At 70.7% G+C, this 17113-nt stretch carries 19 protein-coding genes and 1 pseudogene; 10 read left to right on the top strand and 10 right to left on the bottom strand.

Annotated elements, in window-relative coordinates:
- Window positions 1-55 precede the first annotated feature (55 nt).
- Both AB0J87_RS00215 and AB0J87_RS00210 read left to right on the top strand, forming a co-directional pair.
- Window positions 56-994 (top strand): ribose-phosphate pyrophosphokinase, encoded by a 939-nt coding sequence (locus AB0J87_RS00215; protein WP_363961920.1) that lies wholly within the window; start codon window positions 56-58, stop codon window positions 992-994.
- An 80-nt stretch (window positions 995-1074) separates the two neighbouring features.
- Window positions 1075-1803 (top strand): nucleotidyltransferase domain-containing protein, encoded by a 729-nt coding sequence (locus AB0J87_RS00210; protein ID WP_363961918.1) that lies wholly within the window; start codon window positions 1075-1077, stop codon window positions 1801-1803.
- On the opposite strand, the gene AB0J87_RS00205 is transcribed toward AB0J87_RS00210, so the two are convergent.
- Window positions 1784-2344: a helix-turn-helix domain-containing protein gene (locus AB0J87_RS00205; RefSeq protein ID WP_363961916.1), complete on the bottom strand. Its 561-nt coding sequence runs from the start codon at window positions 2342-2344 to the stop codon at window positions 1784-1786. The genes AB0J87_RS00210 and AB0J87_RS00205 overlap by 20 nt on opposite strands.
- An 82-nt stretch (window positions 2345-2426) precedes the next feature.
- On the opposite strand from AB0J87_RS00205, the gene AB0J87_RS00200 reads away from it, so the two are divergent.
- The 3 genes from AB0J87_RS00200 to AB0J87_RS00190 are packed head-to-tail and all read left to right on the top strand — an operon-like array spanning window position 2427 to window position 4025.
- Entirely contained in the window at window positions 2427-3056 is a 630-nt protein-coding gene (locus AB0J87_RS00200) for an NAD(P)H-dependent oxidoreductase (RefSeq protein WP_363961914.1), read from the top strand.
- A complete protein-coding gene (locus AB0J87_RS00195; protein ID WP_363961912.1) occupies window positions 3053-3367 on the top strand; it encodes a multidrug efflux SMR transporter in 315 nt (104 codons plus the stop codon). The genes AB0J87_RS00200 and AB0J87_RS00195 overlap by 4 nt, the downstream gene beginning before the upstream one ends.
- Window positions 3368-3386: 19 nt before the next feature.
- On the top strand, window positions 3387-4025 hold the full coding sequence (locus AB0J87_RS00190) for a maleylpyruvate isomerase N-terminal domain-containing protein (RefSeq protein WP_363961910.1): 639 nt from the start codon (window positions 3387-3389) through the stop codon (window positions 4023-4025).
- 8 nt (window positions 4026-4033) lie between these two features.
- On the opposite strand, the gene AB0J87_RS00185 is transcribed toward AB0J87_RS00190, so the two are convergent.
- Window positions 4034-4600, bottom strand: coding sequence for a TetR/AcrR family transcriptional regulator (locus AB0J87_RS00185; RefSeq protein WP_363961908.1), 567 nt, complete (start codon window positions 4598-4600; stop codon window positions 4034-4036).
- Window positions 4601-4673: 73 nt separating this feature from the next.
- Between AB0J87_RS00185 and AB0J87_RS00180 the strand changes: the two genes are divergently transcribed.
- Both AB0J87_RS00180 and AB0J87_RS00175 read left to right on the top strand, forming a co-directional pair.
- Entirely contained in the window at window positions 4674-5852 is a 1179-nt protein-coding gene (locus AB0J87_RS00180) for an FAD-dependent monooxygenase (RefSeq protein ID WP_363961907.1), read from the top strand.
- A gap of 61 nt (window positions 5853-5913) precedes the next feature.
- Complete coding sequence (locus AB0J87_RS00175) at window positions 5914-6738, top strand: NmrA family NAD(P)-binding protein (RefSeq protein WP_363961905.1); 825 nt, start codon at window positions 5914-5916, stop codon at window positions 6736-6738.
- Here the strand turns inward: AB0J87_RS00175 and AB0J87_RS00170 are convergent.
- On the bottom strand, window positions 6699-7775 hold the full coding sequence (locus AB0J87_RS00170) for an alpha/beta hydrolase (protein WP_363961903.1): 1077 nt from the start codon (window positions 7773-7775) through the stop codon (window positions 6699-6701). The two genes, AB0J87_RS00175 and AB0J87_RS00170, sit on opposite strands and share 40 nt — an antisense overlap.
- 109 nt (window positions 7776-7884) lie before the next feature.
- On the opposite strand from AB0J87_RS00170, the gene AB0J87_RS00165 reads away from it, so the two are divergent.
- Window positions 7885-8982, top strand: a complete 1098-nt coding sequence (locus AB0J87_RS00165; protein ID WP_363961901.1) for a histidine kinase — start codon at window positions 7885-7887, stop codon at window positions 8980-8982.
- Window positions 8979-9626: a response regulator transcription factor gene (locus AB0J87_RS00160; RefSeq protein ID WP_363961899.1), complete on the top strand. Its 648-nt coding sequence runs from the start codon at window positions 8979-8981 to the stop codon at window positions 9624-9626. The genes AB0J87_RS00165 and AB0J87_RS00160 overlap by 4 nt, the downstream gene beginning before the upstream one ends.
- A gap of 7 nt (window positions 9627-9633) precedes the next feature.
- Here AB0J87_RS00160 and AB0J87_RS00155 read toward each other — a convergent pair whose 3' ends face one another.
- The 6 genes and pseudogenes from AB0J87_RS00155 to AB0J87_RS00130 all read right to left on the bottom strand — a co-directional run.
- A complete protein-coding gene (locus tag AB0J87_RS00155; RefSeq protein WP_363961897.1) occupies window positions 9634-10641 on the bottom strand; it encodes an ABC transporter ATP-binding protein in 1008 nt (335 codons plus the stop codon).
- Window positions 10638-11612: an ABC transporter ATP-binding protein gene (locus tag AB0J87_RS00150; RefSeq protein WP_363961895.1), complete on the bottom strand. Its 975-nt coding sequence runs from the start codon at window positions 11610-11612 to the stop codon at window positions 10638-10640. Before AB0J87_RS00150 ends, AB0J87_RS00155 begins: the two co-directional genes overlap by 4 nt.
- Window positions 11609-12490, bottom strand: coding sequence for an ABC transporter permease (locus tag AB0J87_RS00145; protein WP_363961893.1), 882 nt, complete (start codon window positions 12488-12490; stop codon window positions 11609-11611). The genes AB0J87_RS00150 and AB0J87_RS00145 overlap by 4 nt, the downstream gene beginning before the upstream one ends.
- Window positions 12487-13539, bottom strand: coding sequence for an ABC transporter permease (locus tag AB0J87_RS00140; protein ID WP_363961891.1), 1053 nt, complete (start codon window positions 13537-13539; stop codon window positions 12487-12489). The genes AB0J87_RS00145 and AB0J87_RS00140 overlap by 4 nt, the downstream gene beginning before the upstream one ends.
- Complete coding sequence (locus AB0J87_RS00135; protein ID WP_363961889.1) at window positions 13536-15350, bottom strand: ABC transporter substrate-binding protein; 1815 nt, start codon at window positions 15348-15350, stop codon at window positions 13536-13538. The genes AB0J87_RS00140 and AB0J87_RS00135 overlap by 4 nt, the downstream gene beginning before the upstream one ends.
- A 246-nt stretch (window positions 15351-15596) precedes the next feature.
- Window positions 15597-15800: pseudogene (locus AB0J87_RS00130) on the bottom strand (copper ion binding protein); the annotation flags it as partial.
- Window positions 15801-15921: 121 nt separating this feature from the next.
- Between AB0J87_RS00130 and AB0J87_RS00125 the strand changes: the two are divergent.
- The gene (locus tag AB0J87_RS00125) at window positions 15922-16467 is read left to right on the top strand and encodes a type 1 glutamine amidotransferase domain-containing protein (RefSeq protein ID WP_363961887.1); all 546 of its coding nucleotides are present in this window, start codon (window positions 15922-15924) and stop codon (window positions 16465-16467) included.
- Here AB0J87_RS00125 and AB0J87_RS00120 read toward each other — a convergent pair.
- The gene (locus AB0J87_RS00120) at window positions 16445-17029 is read right to left on the bottom strand and encodes a helix-turn-helix domain-containing protein (RefSeq protein WP_363961885.1); all 585 of its coding nucleotides are present in this window, start codon (window positions 17027-17029) and stop codon (window positions 16445-16447) included. The genes AB0J87_RS00125 and AB0J87_RS00120 overlap by 23 nt on opposite strands.
- Window positions 17030-17113 lie beyond the last annotated feature (84 nt).

Here is a 17113-nt window from a genome sequence, read left to right as displayed (position 1 = left end):
CACCCCCGGGTCGCTCACGCGAACGCCGAGGCCGGGTGGCTATGCTTACGGAATCGTGCGAGACATCACGGTTTTCTCTGGAAGCGCCCACCCTGAGCTGGCTGAAGAGATCTGCAGGCATCTGGGTACGCCACTCCACCCGGTGCGCATCGAGCGCTTCGCCAACGACGTCCTCGAAGTACAGCTCCAGGCCAACTGCCGTGAACGCGACGTGTTCCTCATCCAGCCGCTCGTGCCGCCCGTACAGGAGCATCTGGTCGAGCTTCTGCTGATGCTGGACGCGGCGCGGGGCGCGTCCGCGGCGCGGACCACTGTGGTCCTGCCGCATTACGCCTATGCCAGGTCGGACAAGAAGGACGCCCCGCGCATCTCGATCGGCGCGCGGCTGGTCGCCGACCTGATGGTAGCCGCAGGCGCCAGCCGGGTGCTGGCCATGACGCTGCACTCTCCGCAGGTGCACGGCTTCTTCAGCGTCCCCGTCGACCACCTGCACGCGCTGCGCGAGCTGGCCGCGCACTTCCGCCAGTACGACCTGTCGAACACGGTCGTCGTCTCCCCCGACCTCGGCAACGCCAAGGAGGCCGCCCACTTCGCCCGGCTGCTCGGCACCGGCGTCGCCATGGGCGCCAAGCAGCGCTTCAGCGACGACCGCGTGGTGATCAGCTCCGTGATCGGCGACGTCACGGGCAAGGACGTGATCATCCTGGACGACGAGATCGCCAAGGGCAGCACGGTCATCGAGCTGCTCGACCGGCTGCGCGAGCAGGGGGTCCGCTCGGTGCGGGTGGCCTGCACGCACGGGCTGTTCGCGGGCGGGGCTGTGGAGCGGCTGAGCGCGCTGCCGGAGGTCGAGGAGATCGTCTGCACCAACACCGTGCCGTCGCCCAAGCCCAGCGACAAGCTCACCGTGCTGTCGATCGCGCCCGCGCTGGCCGAGGCCATGCGCCGCATCCACGACGGGGAGTCGGTGAGCGCGTTGTTCAACGCGTCGTGACGACCTGACCGGAGCCGCGCGGAACCGCTGTGATCTGCGCGGCTTTCCCACTCGGCGGTTTATCGATCATAGTGACCAGTATGCACGCGGCCACCGAACGACTGCTGAGCGACTTTCTCCGGGGCGTCGAACCGGCCGTGCCCTTGGTCGCCTTATGGGCACACGGTTCGCTCGCCACCGATGACTATCAGCCCGGCCGCAGCGATCTGGATCTGATCGCCGTCATCGACGCCCCGGTGACGATGGAGCAGTGGCGCCGGATCAAGACCGTCCACCGGGCGCTCGACGGGCCGCTGGCCGCGCACCTGCACTGCTCGTACCTGGCCAGGGAAGAGCTGGCCGACCCCTCGATCGAGCACGTGACCTGGGCGCACGAGCGCATCTTCCGCCGTCCCGTCAGCGCGGTCACCCGCCGCGAGCTGCACGAAGGGGCCCTGGAGCTGTACGGCCCGCCGCCCGCCGGGCTGCTGCCGCCGGTGTCGGACAAGGAGCTGACCGACTTCGTACGCGGCGACCTGCGCGACTACTGGCTCGTCAAGACGCGGGCCCGGCGGCGCTGGCTGCGCGACATCTGGGTGGACCTGGGCCTGCTCACGGTCGCCCGGGCCACGGTCACGCTGCGGGAAGGGCGGATGATCAGCAAGCGGGAGGCCCTCGACGTGCTCGCCGAGCTCGGGGCGCCGGAGAACGTGGTGGCCGACATCCGGGCACGCAGGTACGGCACGGCGCGGCCGGTGCTGAGCCGGTTCAGGAGGGGGAGGCTGGCCCGCGCGTTCCTCAGGTCCGCCATCAAGAAGGCCCTGACCTGAGGGTCGCCGTGAGCTCGGCCAGCGCCCGCGTGATCTGCTCCGGGGTCAGGCCGAGCACCGAGCGCTGGTAGCCGTACACCTCGGGGGCAAGGGGCGCGAGCAGGACGTCCACCAGCGCGTCGGGATCCGGGGTGCGGGCCGCGACCAGGAGCGCGCGCACGTGCGCCCGCCAGAAGCCGTACGCGCCCGTCTCGAAGCGCGAGCGGCCCACCTCCGAGCCGAGGACCAGGTGCCGGTGGTCCTCCAGCAGGCGCACCATCGCGGCGTAGAAGGCGGCGAGCCGCTCGGCGGGCGGCGCTCCCGGGCCGAGCGGCGGGTCGCCGCGCAGCAGCCGTTCCTGCAGCGCCCGCTCGTGCTCGTCGAGGAGCGCGACGGCGATCGACGCCCGGTCGGGGTAGCGGCGGTAGAGCGTGCCCCGGCCCACCCCGGCCTTCCTGGCGATGTCGTCCATCGTCACGTCCTGCGGGAGCCGCTCCGCGAAGAGCTGCGCGGCCGCCTCCAGGATGCGCGCGCGGTTCCGCGCGGCGTCGGCTCTCTCCATGCGTCCGATTGTATGTGGACACGACGTCCGGTTATATTGAAGTGGACAGCGTGTCCGCTTAGGGCCTTTCAAGGGAGAGATCATGCTGCTGCATCTGGACGCGAGCGCACGCCGGGCGTCGTCGTTCTCGCGCAGGCTGTCCACCGTGTACGCCGACACGTGGCGGGCCGCGCATCCCGATCGCGGGTATGCGTACCGCGACCTGGCCGCGCAGCCCGTGCCGCACATCGGCGAGGCGTGGACCGAGCTCTGCGACCACATCCTCGAACACGAGATCACCGACATTTCGCGCTATCGGGAGGCGGTGCGGACGCCCGCCCAGCGGCAGGCGTGGGCCGTCGTGGAGCCCCTGCTCGACGAGGTGGTGGCGGCCGAGGTGATCCTGATCGGCACGCCGATGTACAACTACTCGATCCCCTCCTCGCTCAAGGCCTGGCTCGACCAGATCACGTTCCCGAAGATGTCGCTCGAAGGCCGCTCGTTCGTGGTGACGAGCGCGCGGGGCGGCGCGTACGGGCCGGGCACGCCCCGCGAGCCCTACGACCACCAGGAGCGCTACCTGCGCGACTTCTTCAAGGGGCACTTCAGGGTCGAGGACGTGACGTTCATCCACGCGGAGCTGGTCAACGCGCGGCTCGACCCGGCCCTGGCGCACCTGCGCGACAGCCACGAGCAGTCCCTGGCGGCGGCGCTCAAGGAGGCGGCCCGGTGAACTGGATCGTCCTGTTCCTCGCCGGACTCGTCGAGGTGGCGTGGTCGCAGAGCATCAAGCCGACGCAGAACTTCACCCGGCCGGTGCCCACGCTCGCGTCCCTCGTCCTGATGGCCGCCGCCGTCTGGCTGCTGTCCCGGGCGATGAACACGCTGCCCGTCGGCACCGCGTACGCCGTCTTCACGGGCATCGGCGCGGTCGGCGCGATCACCCTGGGCATCGCGCTCAACGGCGACCCCGTCTCGGTCGGCCGGATGGCGGCGCTCGGCCTGATTGTCGGAGGGATAGTCTTGGCGCGAGTTACCACCTAAACCAGGGGAAGGGCGGCAAATGGGGGAAATCAGGCAGTCCTATCTGGTGGCCGCGACGTCGGCAGTCTCGCTGCTGCGCGATCCCGCCGTGGCGGCGGCCTGGGACAAGCCGAGCGCGCTGACCGAGTTCAGCGTCGCGGGGCTGGCGGGGCACCTGGCCCACCAGCTCGTCCGTGCCCGTGACGTGCTCGTCCCCGACGGGGTGGCCGGCGAGCCGGTCGGGCTCCTGGAGCACTATTCGAGGTCGCCGTGGGTGCAGGCGGGGCTCGACCACGAGAGCAACGTGAGCGTCAGGCGCGGCGGCCAGGCCGCCGCCGCGGACGGGCCCGGGGCGCTGGTGGACCGGACGCAGGAGCTGCTCGACCTGCTGACCGCCGCACTGCCCGCCGAACCCGACGACCGGGTCGTGGGCCTGCCGTGGACGGGGTGGTCGCTGCGGCTCGACGACTTCCTGCTCACGCGGCTTGTGGAGCTGGTCGTGCACTCGGACGACCTGGCGGCGAGCGTGGGGCTGGACACGCCGGAGCTGCCGTCCTCGATCATCGATCCCGTGGTCGAGCTCCTGGCCCGGCTGGCCGTCCACCGGCACGGGGCCACGGCGGTCATCCGCACGCTCAGCCGCACCGAACGCGCCCCCGCCACCATCAGCGCCTTCTGACCGTCTCGTCAGGAAGCGAATGAGCGCAGGGCCGTGACGACCTCGCGGCCCGACAGGGCGCTGTCCGGGTCGAGGAGCCACTGCGACAGGAAGCCCGTCAGCAGCGCCTGGTAGAGCGTCCCCGCCAGCCGCTCACGCTCCGGATCACCCCCCAGCTCCACCCCCTCGAACAGCTCGGCCAGCCCCAGCCGCGCCTCCCCGGTGGCCCGCACCAGTTGCTCGCGCACCTCCGGCAGGTGGTCGATCTGCCCCAGCAGCTCGAACTGCGTCAGCCACAGCGGCCGCAGGCGGGTGAACGACTCCACCACCCGGTCCCAGGCCGTCTCGAACCGCTCCAGCGGCGTGGCGTCCGGTTTGACGTCGGCGGTCAGGGTCTGCGCCAGGTCGTCCCCCCACTCCCGCATCGCCTCGAAGAGCGCCTCGTTCATCAGCGCCTCCTTCGACTTGAAGTGGTAGCCGATGCCCGCCAGGCTCACCCCGGACGCGTTGGCGATGTCGCGCGCCGTCGTACGCGAGTAGCCCTTCTCGATCAAGCATCGCTTGGCCCCGGCCAGCAGATCTTCCCTGTTTCCCATGCCCGCAGCCTAGCACAAACGTCTTGAAAACTCGTCCTAGACAAGCGTCTGAGACATATGTACCGTCAGGGCCATGACGAAGAGCATCCTCATCTCAGGCGCAAGCATCGCCGGCACCGCGACCGCGTACTGGCTCAGGCGGCACGGCTTCGACGTGACCGTGGTCGAGCGGGCCCCCGCGATCCGCGAGGGCGGCTACAAGGTGGACATCCGGGGCGTGGCCCTCCAGGTCATCGAGCGGATGGGCCTCATGGAGGCGGTCCGCGCGGCGAGCACGGACATGCGGATCGCCACCCACTACGACGCCAGGGGCAGGAAGATCGCGACCATGGACGCCGACCTGTTCGGCGGGCGCACGGGCGACGACGCCGAGATCATGCGCGGCGACCTCAACGAGCTCCTGTACGACCTCACCCGCCGCGACGTCGAGTACGTCTTCGACGACTCCGTCACGGGCATCGCGGCGGACGGCACGGTGACGTTCGAGCGCTCGGCGCCCCGCAGGTTCGACCTGGTCGTCGGGGCCGACGGCGCGCACTCCAACACCAGGAGGATCGCCTTCGGCGAGGAGTCCCGGTACGCCCGCGACCTCGGCTACTACATCTCCATCTGCACCGTCCCCAACACCCTGGGCCTGGACCGCGAGGAGGCCGTGCACGTGGCCCCCGGCCGGACCGCGAACGTCTACAGCACCCGCCAGGACACCCGCGCCAAGGCGCTGTTCATGTGGTCGTCCGAGCCGCTGGCCTACGACCACCGCGACGTCGAGGGCCAGAAGGAGCTGCTGGTGAAGGCCATGGCGGGGGTCGGCTGGGAGGTGCCCGCGCTGCTGGAGTCCGTACGCGACGCCAAGGACTTCTACTTCGACTCGGTCACCCAGATCCACATGGACCGCTGGTCCACGGGGCGCGTCGTGCTGGTGGGCGACGCGGCGTACTGCGCCTCACCGGCCGCCGGGCAGGGCACGAGCCTGGCGCTCGTGGGCGCGTACGTGCTGGCCGGCGAGCTGGCCGGCGGCGGCGGGACGGAGGGCTACGAGCACGAGATGCGCGAGTTCGTCGAGGCCAACCAGGCGCTCGGGCCGGCCAACGTCAAGGGCATGGTGGTCGGCTCGTCCCTGGCCGTCTGGCTCCAGACCAGGATGATCAGGCTGCTCCCGCACCTGCCCGGCCGCGACCGGATGATCGACAGGATCGCTGGCCCCATCCACCGCGCCGCGAACGCCATCTCGCTCAAGAATTATTCGGAATGAAGCGTTCCGTTCTGCTATAGTAAGAGCAGAACATTCCGTTCCGAAGAAAAAGGGGTTCGCCATGACCATCCTCGTCACCGGAGCCACCGGGACCGTCGGCCGTCTCGTCGTCGAGGAGCTCCTCGCGGCCGGGCAGCACGTACGCGCCCTGACCAGGAACCCCGCCAAGGCCGGACTCCCCGAGAGCGTCGAGGTCGTCGCCGGTGACCTCGCCCGGCCCGAGACGCTGAAGGACGCCTTCGAGGGCGTCACCGGCGCGCACTTCATCAACTTCGCGGGCGACGACTACGCGCCCCTGCCGGACGGCGCCGCGATCGCGGAGCTGGCCGTCAAGGCGGGCGTGCGGCGGGTCACCGTGCTGGGCGGCCGCGAGGACGGCCCGCTCGAGCAGGCGCTGGCCGCGACCGACCTGGAGTGGACGCTGCTGCACCCGGTCGAGTTCATGTCCAACACGCTGCGCTGGTGGGCGCAGACGGTGAAGACGGAAGGCGTCATCAAGGAGCCGTTCGGCGACCGGCTGAGCGCCCTCGTGCACGAGCGCGACATCGCCGCCGTGGCCGCGACGGTGCTGGTCGAGGGCGGCCACGGCGGCAGGACGTACGTGCTGACGGGTCCCGAGGCGATCACGCTCAGGCAGAAGGTCGAGATCCTGGGCACGTCGATCGGCAGCCGCGTCGAGTACGTGGAGCTGACCGTGGACGAGGCGCGGGCCAAGTGGGCCGCCGACGGCATGGGCGAGCAGACCATCGAGTTCCTCGTGCAGGCCCTGGGCAACACCCCGGAGGTCGGCTACACGGTGGTCCCGACCGTGCGCGAGGTCACCGGCCGGGATGCGCGCAGCTTCGCTCAGTGGGCCTCGGAGAACGCCGACGCGTTCCGGGTGTGATCGGTGACCTCGGGATGGTCCTCGACCGGAGTCCGCTTACCGAGCAGGTGCAGGTCGAGGAAGCTGACCAGGTGAGCGCGGGTGATCCGCAGCGCCCGCGCGCCGTCCAGCTCCTGCGCGGGCAGACCGAGCGCCGGCCTGAGCACCGCGTAGTCGACGAACGCCGAGTGGTCGGTCCCCGCCACCGTGATCCAGCGCTTCCAGCCCTTCAGGTTGACCCAGGCCTTGTCCCAGGAGCCGTAGCCGGGGGCGTGCCCCGGCGCCCCGACCAGCATGAACGGCCGGTCGAGCGGCTCGTCCAGCGCGAACGTGCCGTCCAGGTTGACGCCGGCCTTGATCCGGGTGTCGGCGAGCATGGTCTGGGCGGTGGCGTACCCGCCCATGGAGTGGCCGACCATGGCGATCCTCGACCGGTCGATCGCCTTGCCCCACCGGCCCTTGACCAGCTCGCCGAGCACGAACCGCACGTCCTTGACCCGGCTCGCGGCCACCTTGACGTTGTCCTGGCCCTTCACGCAGGCCAGGCAGGTGGTGGTCCGGCCGTCAGGGAACGTGGTCGCGACCGACTCGTACGTGTGCTCCACCGCCGCCACCAGGTATCCCCTGCTCGCCAGCTCCTCGGCCAGCGAGGTCAGGGTGGCGCGCGGGAAGGAGAAGCCCGGCGACATGACGACCAGGGGCAGCCTGCCCCCTCTCACGGGGGCGTCGAGCCTGGCGTACGTCCTGGTCTTCGTGAGCGCGTCCGGGGAGACGCCCGGGAAGCCCTTCACGATGGCGGCCGACTCCTGGGGCGTCACGTACGGCGCGGGCCGCCCCACGGCCTTCCTGGCCGGGTACCAGAGCGAGACCATCAGCTCCCGCCGGGACGCCTCGGGGTTCCAGGGGTCGGGGCGGCTCGAATCCACGAGGTGCAGGCTGGTCGTGCCGACGGGCCTCGGCCCGGTCGGCTTCGGAAGGGCGAGGTCGGCCGCCTGCGCCGGAGCGGCTCCGGCGAGGACGGCCAAGGACATCGCGACTGTCGCGAGGGTTTTACGCATGGGCCCAGGCTGGTGCCGGAGGCCGCCGCCCGGGACGCCCCGATCGTCGATCGGCTCTTACTACTTTCGTCGTAATGTCCCTTTCCGGGCGGCCCATACGCTGTGAGGCATGCGGTTCGTGCTGCTCGGCGCCGGTGTGTTCGCGGCCTCGCTGTTCGTGGTGCAGGGGCAGGCCGGGGTGCCGTCGAGCCTGCCGCTCCCGGTGCTCGTCGCGGTCGCCGCGGTCGCGGGCCTGGCCGCCTGGCAGGCGCGGCGGTCCTGGTGGCCGCTGGCCGCGGTGGGCGCCGCCGGCTACGTGTGGCTGGTGATGTGGCCGCCGCTGCTGGTGGCCTCCTACTTCGCGGGCCTCACCCTGAGCGGGCGCCGCCTGGCCGCCTACCTCGGCGGCTGCCTGGCCGTGTGCGGAGTCGCCGCGCTCGCGGGCGCGGGGCGGAGCGGCCCGTACGAGCTGATGACCGCCACCACGGGCAACGCGCTGATCCTGGCGCTGGCCGTGATCGGGCTGCCGCTGGCACTCGGCCTCCTGGTACGCACCCGCCGGGACGCGGCCAGGGAGCGTGCGGAACGCCGCGAGCACGAGCAGGTCATGCGGGCCGAGCAGGCCAGAGCGCAGGAGCGGGCCAGGATCGCCAGGGAGATGCACGACGTGGTCGCGCACCGGGTCTCGCTCATGGTGCTGCACGCGGGGGCGCTGGAGATGCGGGCGTCCGACGAGGAGACCGAGCGGGCCGCCGCCCTGATCGGCGGGATCGGGCGCGAGGCCCTGGCGAACCTGCGCGATGTGCTCGGCGTCCTGCGCACGCCCGAGAACCCTCCGCTCCAACCACCGCCCGCCCTGGGGGACCTCGACCGGCTGCTCGACCAGTCCCGTGCCCTGGGCATCGCGGTGACCAGGCACGACGAGGGCGAGGCGCGGCCGGTCGAGCCGACCGTGGAGCGGACGGCGTACCGGGTGGTCCAGGAGGCGCTGACCAACGTGCACAAGCACGCGGGCGACGCCGCCACGGACGTGCTCATCCGCTACGGGCCCGAGGAGGTGGAGGTGGAGGTGCGCAACGAGGCGCCGAAGGAGCCGCCCGGGGAGCTGCCCGGCGCGGGCTGGGGCCTGGTGGGCCTGCGGGAACGGGTGGAGCTGCTCGGCGGCACCCTGCGTACCAGCGCGCAGGACGGCGGTGGCTTCCTCGTGAGCGCCAGGATCCCGGCATGATCAGGGTGCTCGTCGTGGACGACGAGGAGCTCGTCCGTTCGGGGCTGCGGCTGATCCTGGAGGCGGCGGGCGACATCGCGGTCGCCGGCGAGGCCCGCGACGGCGCCGAGGCCGTCTCCGCCGTGCGGCGGCTGCGGCCCGAGGTCGTGCTGATGGACGTCCGCATGCCGGGCATGGACGGCCTGACCGCCGCCGCGCGGCTCCTGTCCGTGCCGGACGCGCCCAAGTTGATCATGCTGACCACGTTCGACCTGGACGAGTACGTGCACGAGGCGCTACGCCTGGGCGCGGTCGGGTTCCTGCTCAAGGACACCCCGCCGAGAGAGCTGGCCGCCGCCGTCCGCACGGTCGCCGGCGGCCAGGCCATGCTCTCGCCCTCGGTCACCAAGCGCCTGATCGCGTCGTACGCCAACCGCGCGCCCTCCCGCGCCGAGGTGGCGCGCAGGCAGCTCGACCGGCTCACCGGGCGGGAGGAGGACGTGATCAGGGCCGTCGCCCGCGGCCTGTCCAACGCCGAGATCGGCCGCGAGCTACGCCTGACGGAGGCGACGGTGAAGGCCCACGTCAGCCGCGTGCTGGCCAAGCTGGGCCTGGCCAACCGCGTCCAGGCCGCCATCCTGGTCCACGACGCCCACCTGGGCTAGACCTGGGCTAAGCGTCGACGGCGTCCGCGTAGTAGCAGGCCGCCTGGGCCGCGGGCACGGCCGGCAGGATGTCCAGCAGCTCCGAACGGCACCTGGCGTCCACCCCCGCCTCGGCCGCCTTCCCGGAGGCGAGCACCTGGCAGCGGGCGTGGAAGCGGCACCCGCCCGGGATCCGGGTCGGGTCCGGCGGCTCGCCGGTCAGCACCACCCGCTCGGGAGACTCCGGCAGCACCGACATCAGGGCCTGCGTGTACGGGTGCCGCGGCGCGGTCAGCACCTGCTCCACCGGCCCCGACTCGACGATCCGGCCCAGGTACATGACCGCCACCCGGTCGGCGATGTTCCAGGCCAGGCCCAGGTCGTGGGTGACGACCAGCGCCGACAGCCCCAGCTCGTCGCGCAGCCGCAGCATCAGAGCCAGGATCTCGCCGCGTACGGAGGCGTCCAGCGAGGCCACCGGCTCGTCGGCGATCAGCACCTTCGGGTTCAGCGCCAGCGCCCCGGCGATCACCACGCGCTGCCGCTGCCCGCCTGACAGCTCGTGCGGGTAGCGCAGGAAGAACCGGTCCGGCGGCCGCAGCCCAGCCCTGGACAGGGCCTCGGCCACGACCTCCCGCTCGTCCGGCAGGCCGTGGATGCGCGGCCCCTCGGCGACCGCCTCGTACACGGTGTGCCTGGGGTTGAGCGAGCCGGTCGGGTCCTGCAGGACGAGCTGCACCTGCCTGCGGTACGCCTTGAGCGCCCTGGAGCCGTAGTCCAGGGCGGCGCCGCCGTAGCGGACCTCGCCCGAGGTGGGGCGTTCGAGGCCGAGCAGCGTGCGCGCCAGCGTGGTCTTGCCGCAGCCCGACTCGCCGACCAGGGCCACGATCTCGCCCTCGCCGACGGCCAGGTTCACGCCGTCCACGGCCTTGGCGCGGCGGCCGCGCGAGGAGAACTCCACGCGCAGGTCGCGGGCCTCCAGCAGGCTCGGCCGGGCCGTCGAGACCGCCTCGGCGGTGGTCTGCGTCTCGGTCATGAGACCCCCTCCTTCTCGCGTACGTGCACGCAAGCGGCGGTACGGCGCTCACCCGCGGGCCACAGCTCCACGTCCAGCGTGGCGCATTCGTCCAGCGCGACCGGGCAGCGCGGGTGGAACGAGCAGCCGCCCGGGAGCTGCATCGGGTCGGGCGGGTCGCCTCCGAGGCCCTTCGGGGCCAGCCGCGAGGCCGGGTCGCCCACCGTGGGGAACGCCGCCGCCAGTGCCCGGCTGTAGGGGTGCTTGGCGTCGTGGAACACCTCGGCGGACGGCCCGTACTCGACGACGCGGCCCGCGTACATGACCGCGAGCTGCCCGCACACGTCCGCCAGCACCGACAGGTCGTGCGAGATCATGATCAGCGAGATGCCGTGCTCGGCGACCAGCTCCTTGATCAGCGTCAGGACCTGGGCCTGCACCATCACGTCGAGCGCGGTGGTCGGCTCGTCGGCGATGATCAGCCGGGGCGAGCAGGCCAGCGCCATCGCGATCATCACGCGCTGCCGCTGCCCGCCGGACAGCTCGTGCGGGTAGCTGCGGGCCCGCCAGGTGGGCAGGCCGACCTGTTCGAGCAGCTCGGCCACGCGCTTGCGGGCGGCCTCCGGCTTGGCCAGGCCGTGGACGAGCAGCGGCTCGGCGATCTGGTCGCCGATCCTGCGCACCGGGTTGAGCCCGTGCTGCGCGCCCTGGAACACGATCGAGGCCTCGGCCCACCGTACGGCGCGCATGCGGCCCCACTTCATGGTGAGCACGTCCTCGCCGTCGAGCAGGATCCGGCCACCGACGCGCGCGTCGCGGGGCAGGAGCCGCATCAGCGCCATGGCCAACGTCGATTTGCCGGATCCCGACTCGCCGGCGACTCCGAGTGCCGCCCCGGAGTCGAGCGTCAGCGACACACCGCGCACGGCGGGCACCTCGCCCGAGGCGATGCGGTACGTCACCGACACGTCGTCGAGTTCGAGAAGACTCATGCCGCCCTCCTGAGCCGCGGGTTCAGCACGGCCTCCAGCGCCCGCCCGACGAGGGTGAACGCCATGACGACGGCCAGGATGGCGAGACCGGGGATGAGGATGTACCACCACGCGCCCTGCGTGGCCGCTCCGTAGTCGTAGGAGGAGCGCAGCATGGTCCCCCATGACGTCTTGTTCGCGCTGGCGCCCAGGAAGGCAAGCGTGGACTCGGTGACGATCGCGCTGGCCACCTCCAGCGTGGTGCTGGCCAGCAGCAGCGGCGCCACGTTGGGGAGCACGTGCCGGGTGGTGATGTGCCAGTGCCCGCCGCCGAGCGCCTTCGACCGCTCGATGTACGGCCGGGCCTCCACGGCGAGCGTCTGCGCACGGATCAGGCGGGCGGTCGACGGCCAGGAGGTGACCGCGATCGCCATGATCACCGTGAACGTGGTGCCGCCCAGGATGGCCGCCAGCACCAGCGCGGTCACCAGCGAGGGCAGCACCAGGAACCAGTCCGTGACCCGCATGAGCGTGCCGCCGGCCCAACCGCGGAAGTGCCCCGCGGCGATGCCGATGACCGTGCCGATCACGATGCTGAGCAGGGCGGCCAGGAAGCCGATGAGCAGGGACGTGCGCGAGCCCCACCAGATCATCAGCAGGATCGAGCGGCCGGACTCGTCGGTTCCGAAGGGGAAGTCGAGGCTCGGCGCGGCGAACTTGCCCCCGGTGGCATCGACGACGCTGGTCACACCCTCGTCGATGAACAGCGGCGCGATCAGTGCGAACACCACGGCGATGAGCAGGACCACCATCCCGGCGAGGCCTGCTCGGTGGGTGCGGAACTCGGCCCAGAACCGGCTCAGGACGAGCCGTCTGCGGGCCGCGGCGACGCTGGTCATGCCGACCTCACTCTCGGGTCGAGCATGTGGTAGACCACGTCGGCCAGCGTGTTCATGAGGATCACGGCCACGGTGATCAGCAGGAACGTCCCTTGCATGAGCGTGAAGTCAGGCACCTTGATCGCGCGGTAGAACAGCTGCCCCAGTCCGGGCCAGGTGAAGATCGTCTCCACGGTGACCGCGCCGCCGACCACGAAGCCGATGCGCATGAACACCAGCGTCACCGTGGGCAGCAGCGCGTTGGGCACCGCGTGGCGCCGCCGGACCTCGTCGTCCCGGAGCCCCTTGGCCCTGGCCACGGTCACGTAGTCCTGGCTGACCTCCTCCAGCAGCGACGAGCGCATGATCAGCAGGTACTGGGCGTAGACCACGCCCACCAGGGTCAGGCACGGCAGGACCATGTGCGAGGCCACGTCCAGCACGTACGCGAAGCCGTCGGGCGCGTCCACGCTCTCGATGCCCCTGAACGGGAAGAGGCCGGGAATGGGCCCGATGCCGACGCCGAGCACCATCATCAGCAGCAGACCCAGCCAGAACGTGGGCACCGACCAGAGCACCAGCGACACGCTGGTGGAGAAGCGGTCGAACTTGGTGCCCGGCCGCCACCCGGACCGCGTGCCCTGCCAGATCCCGAGGCTGACGGCGATGACCAGACCCGTGCCCGCGAGGAGCAGCGTCGGGCCGATGCGCTCGCCGATCAGGTCAAGGACCGGCCGCTTGTACTCGTAGGACGTGCCCAGGTCGAGCCTGAGCGTGTTGCCCACGAAGTCGAAGAACTGCTGGAGCACCGGCTTGTCCAGGCCGAGCCGGTGGCGTTCGAGGTTGAGCTGGTCCGGCGTCATGTTGCGACCCTGCGCCAGGTTGCGCACCGGGTCGCCGGGCAGCAGCCGGAACACGAAGAACGTCCCGACGATCACCATGGCGATGCTGAACAGCGCCCCACCGGCCTTGGACAGCGCGTACTGCAGCGTGCCGCGGCGGGTGGAGCGCTCATCACCAGGGCCCGCCGCCTGGACGGCGGGCTCTGCTGCTTCTAGCGGAGTGGTCATTCGCGCTCGTCTGCGACGCTCTTACGCCGCCTGCTCAGGAAGAATCCCGCCAGGCCGATGACCACGACGCCACCCACGATGCCGGCGATGAGTCCGGTGTTGGAGCCACCGCCGCCGCTGCCGCCGCTCGCCGCCGCGGCCTTGACGTCCACGGTGTAGAACGGCCAGTAGCCGCTGCCGCCGTAAAGGAGGCCCTTGTCCTCGGGGATCGGGGTGATGCTGGTGACCCGGTCCTTGCGGTAGCCCTCAAGGTCGTTCGGGTAGTAGATCGCGATGACCGGGGCCTCGGTGTAGAGGCGCTCCTCCATCTTCTTGATGGTCTCGGCGCGCTTGGGCCGGTCGAGCTCCTTCAGCTGCTCCTGGTAGAGCTTCTCGAAGGTCTCGTCGCAGAAGAACGACTCGGTGCCGCCGCCCTCGCCGCCCGGGGCCGGCCTGCGGCTGCACAGGTGCGTGGCCAGGACCTCCTCGGGGTCGGGGTTGACCGACCAGCCGCTGATCGCGATGTCGAAGAGACCGGTGACGCCCGTCTGCTCGGTGAACTTGCTGGAGTCGAGCTTCACGGTGGTCAGCGTGATGCCGATCTCCTTGAAGAAGCCCGTCAGGTATTCGGCGAGCTTGTCCTCGACCGGGGTGTCGGTGTGGATGCTGAAGCGGAACTCCAGCTTGCGCTTGCCGTCGGGCATCGTACGGATGCCGTCGGAGCCCTTCTTGTAGCCGGCGTCGTCGAGGATCTTGTTGGCCTTGGCGGGGTCGTAGGTGACCTTCGCGTCGCCCGTGGCCTCCCAGAAGAAGTCCTTGAACATCGGCGGCACGATCGAGCCGTCGGCGGGCTTGGCCAGGCCGTTCTGGACCTCGTCGACCAGCTTCTGCTTGTCGATGGCGTAGTGCAGAGCCTGGCGGACCTTGACGTCCTTCAGGGCCGGGTGGCCGTCACCGACGGGCTTGTTGTCGGTGGTGGTGGCGCCGTGGTTGATCTGCAGGTACGCCGCGCGGCGGCCCTGGGTGTTCCACGCCTCGATGTTCTGGTCGTTCTGGATGGCCTCGAACTCTGCCGGGGACATGCGGCCGAGCAGGTCGATGTCACCGTTCTTGAGGCCGGCGACGGCGGCCTGCGGGTTGTCGTAGAAGATGACCTGCAGCTCGTCGATCTTGGGCTTGCCCCGCCAGTAGTTGGGGTTGGCCTGCAGCTTGACGTACTGGTCCTTCTTGTGCTCGATCGCGATGTACGGGCCGCTGGTGACGGCCGGGTACTTCTCGGCGTCGTAGTTGGCCATGTCGGTGACCGACTCCCAGACATGCTTGGGCATGATCGGGATCGGGTTGTCCAGCATGGACGCCTGCGGCGACTTGAGCTTGATCGTCAGGTCCTGGCCGCTGGCTGTGACGCTCTCGAAGTTCTCGACCGCCGGGCCGTTGGCCGTCTTGGCGGCCTCGTCCGTCATGATCTTGTTGAACGTCCAGGCCGCGTCATCGGCCGTGACCGGCTTGCCGTCCGACCACTTGGCCGCGCGGATCTTGAACGTCCACGTGAGCCCGTCGGGCGACGTGGTCCACGACTCGGCCAGGTCGGCGCTGGGCTGCAACGTCTTGGAGTCCGGCACCGTGAGGAAGCCGTACATCCAGCGGTGGATCGACGTCGATACCAGGCGGACCGCCAGGAACGGGTTCATCGAGTCCATCGTCTGCGTGGCCCCGACGCGCAGTACCTTCTTCCCCGCCGCGGGCTCCTGGGCATGGGCGGCTGTCGCGCCCTGACCCGCCACTAACAGCGCGACACCCAGCGCTGCCAGGCGCGCGATCCATTTCCTCATATGTGCCTCACCTTCAGGCGGGGGTTTTCCTGTGTAGAAGAAGGCACACCATAGGGAGTCCGCGTGTCAACGCGCTGCGGAAAATTGTTTCATTCTCGTTTCCTTTTGCGGTGTAAATTTTCAGTCCCCTTGGGGCTGCCGTGATGCGGCACCCCCAAGGGGACGATGAGGCATCCTACGGGGCGATCAGTGGCAGCCGCCGGAGCCGCAGCACGAACCCCCCGCCTGCGGCAGGAGCTCGATCGCCCCCGCAAGCTCGTAGCCGGCCTCCACCACCGCCGCGTCGATCAGCACGCGGTCGATCGGCGCCTCGCTCGTGACGGTCACGGCCTTGGCCGCCAGGTCCACCTGGACCCCGCTCACGCCCGCGACCTTGCCGACCTCCTCGGTCACGGCGCTCACGCAGTGACCGCAGGTCATGCCCTCAACCTGGTACGTCGTGACGGTCATGCCTCGCTCCTTCACTCCTTGATCCTTGGCCGCCACTATACCCCCTAGGGGTAAAGGTGCATACTACGGCCGCGCCCGGAAAGGGGGAGAGGGAAGCACTCAGCCCCAAGGGGGAGATCACATGTTGGACGGCAAGACCATCGCATTCCTCGTCGCTCCCGAGGGAGTGGAGCAGGTGGAGCTCACGGAGCCGTGGAAGGCGGTCAAGCAGGCGGGCGGCACGCCCAAGCTCGTCTCCACCAAGCGGGGCCAGATCCAGGCGTTCCACCACCTGGACAAAGGCGACCGGTTCGCCGTGGACGACACGGTGGAGGACGCCGACCCGGCCTCGTTCGACGGCCTCGTGCTCCCTGGCGGCGTCGCGAACCCCGACTACCTGCGGATGGACCCGCGGGCCGTCCGGTTCGCCCGCGCCTTCTTCGACCTGGGCAAGCCCGTGGCCGCCATCTGCCACGCGCCCTGGACGCTGATCGAGGCGGACGTCGTGCGCGGCCGTACGATCACGTCCTGGCCGAGCCTGCGGACCGACCTGCGCAACGCGGGGGCGACATGGGCGGACCAGGAGGTCGTGATCTGCACGTCAGGGCCCAACACCCTGGTCAGCAGCCGCAAGCCGGACGACCTCAAGGCCTTCTGCCAGGCCGCTACCGACGCGTTCGCGGAGTAGCCGCACCCTGGAGCAGGGTCTCGGCCAGGCCCCTGACCGCGGACTTGAGCCGCGCCACCCCGCCGTCCGCCATGACGTGCCGGGCCAGATCGGCGTCGAAGGAGCCCAGCAGCGCGTGGGCGGCGAACTCCGCGTCCAGGCCATCTTCCGGCCGGGCCGCGGCGATCAGGGCCGTCACGTGCGCGTGCCAGCGCAGGTAGGTCGGGTCGCGGTACTTGTCCTCGGCGCAGGCCCGCTCGTGCGCGGCGAAGAGCGCCAGGTTGCGCTCGGCCAGCTCGCACAGCTCGTCCAGGAAGGCCGTCAGCCGGCCCTCGGGCGGCGTGCCGGGCCCGAGCGCGGAGCCGGGCGTCTCGATGGCCAGCGCCAGCGCGGCGGCCCGCTCGGCGAGCAGCTCCTGGAACAGCCCGGTACGGCTGCCGAAGCGCCGGAACAGCGTGCCCTTGCCGACCCGCGCCGCCGCGGCCACCCGGTCGAGGGAGATGTGCTCGGCGCCGTGGGCGGCGAGCAGCTCCTCCGTGGCCCGCAGGATCGCCTCCCGATTGCGGGTCGCGTCTGACCGCACCGGCCTTACCTCCTCTTGCAAGCGGACCGTCGGTCCTCATACTATCCCTGCCATCGAAGCGGACCGACAGTCCGCATCCTGACA

Source organism: Nonomuraea sp. NPDC049625, from assembly GCF_040675285.1.
GTDB lineage: Bacteria > Actinomycetota > Actinomycetes > Streptosporangiales > Streptosporangiaceae > Nonomuraea > Nonomuraea angiospora_A.
This window is presented reverse-complemented; position numbering and strand designations above follow the sequence as displayed.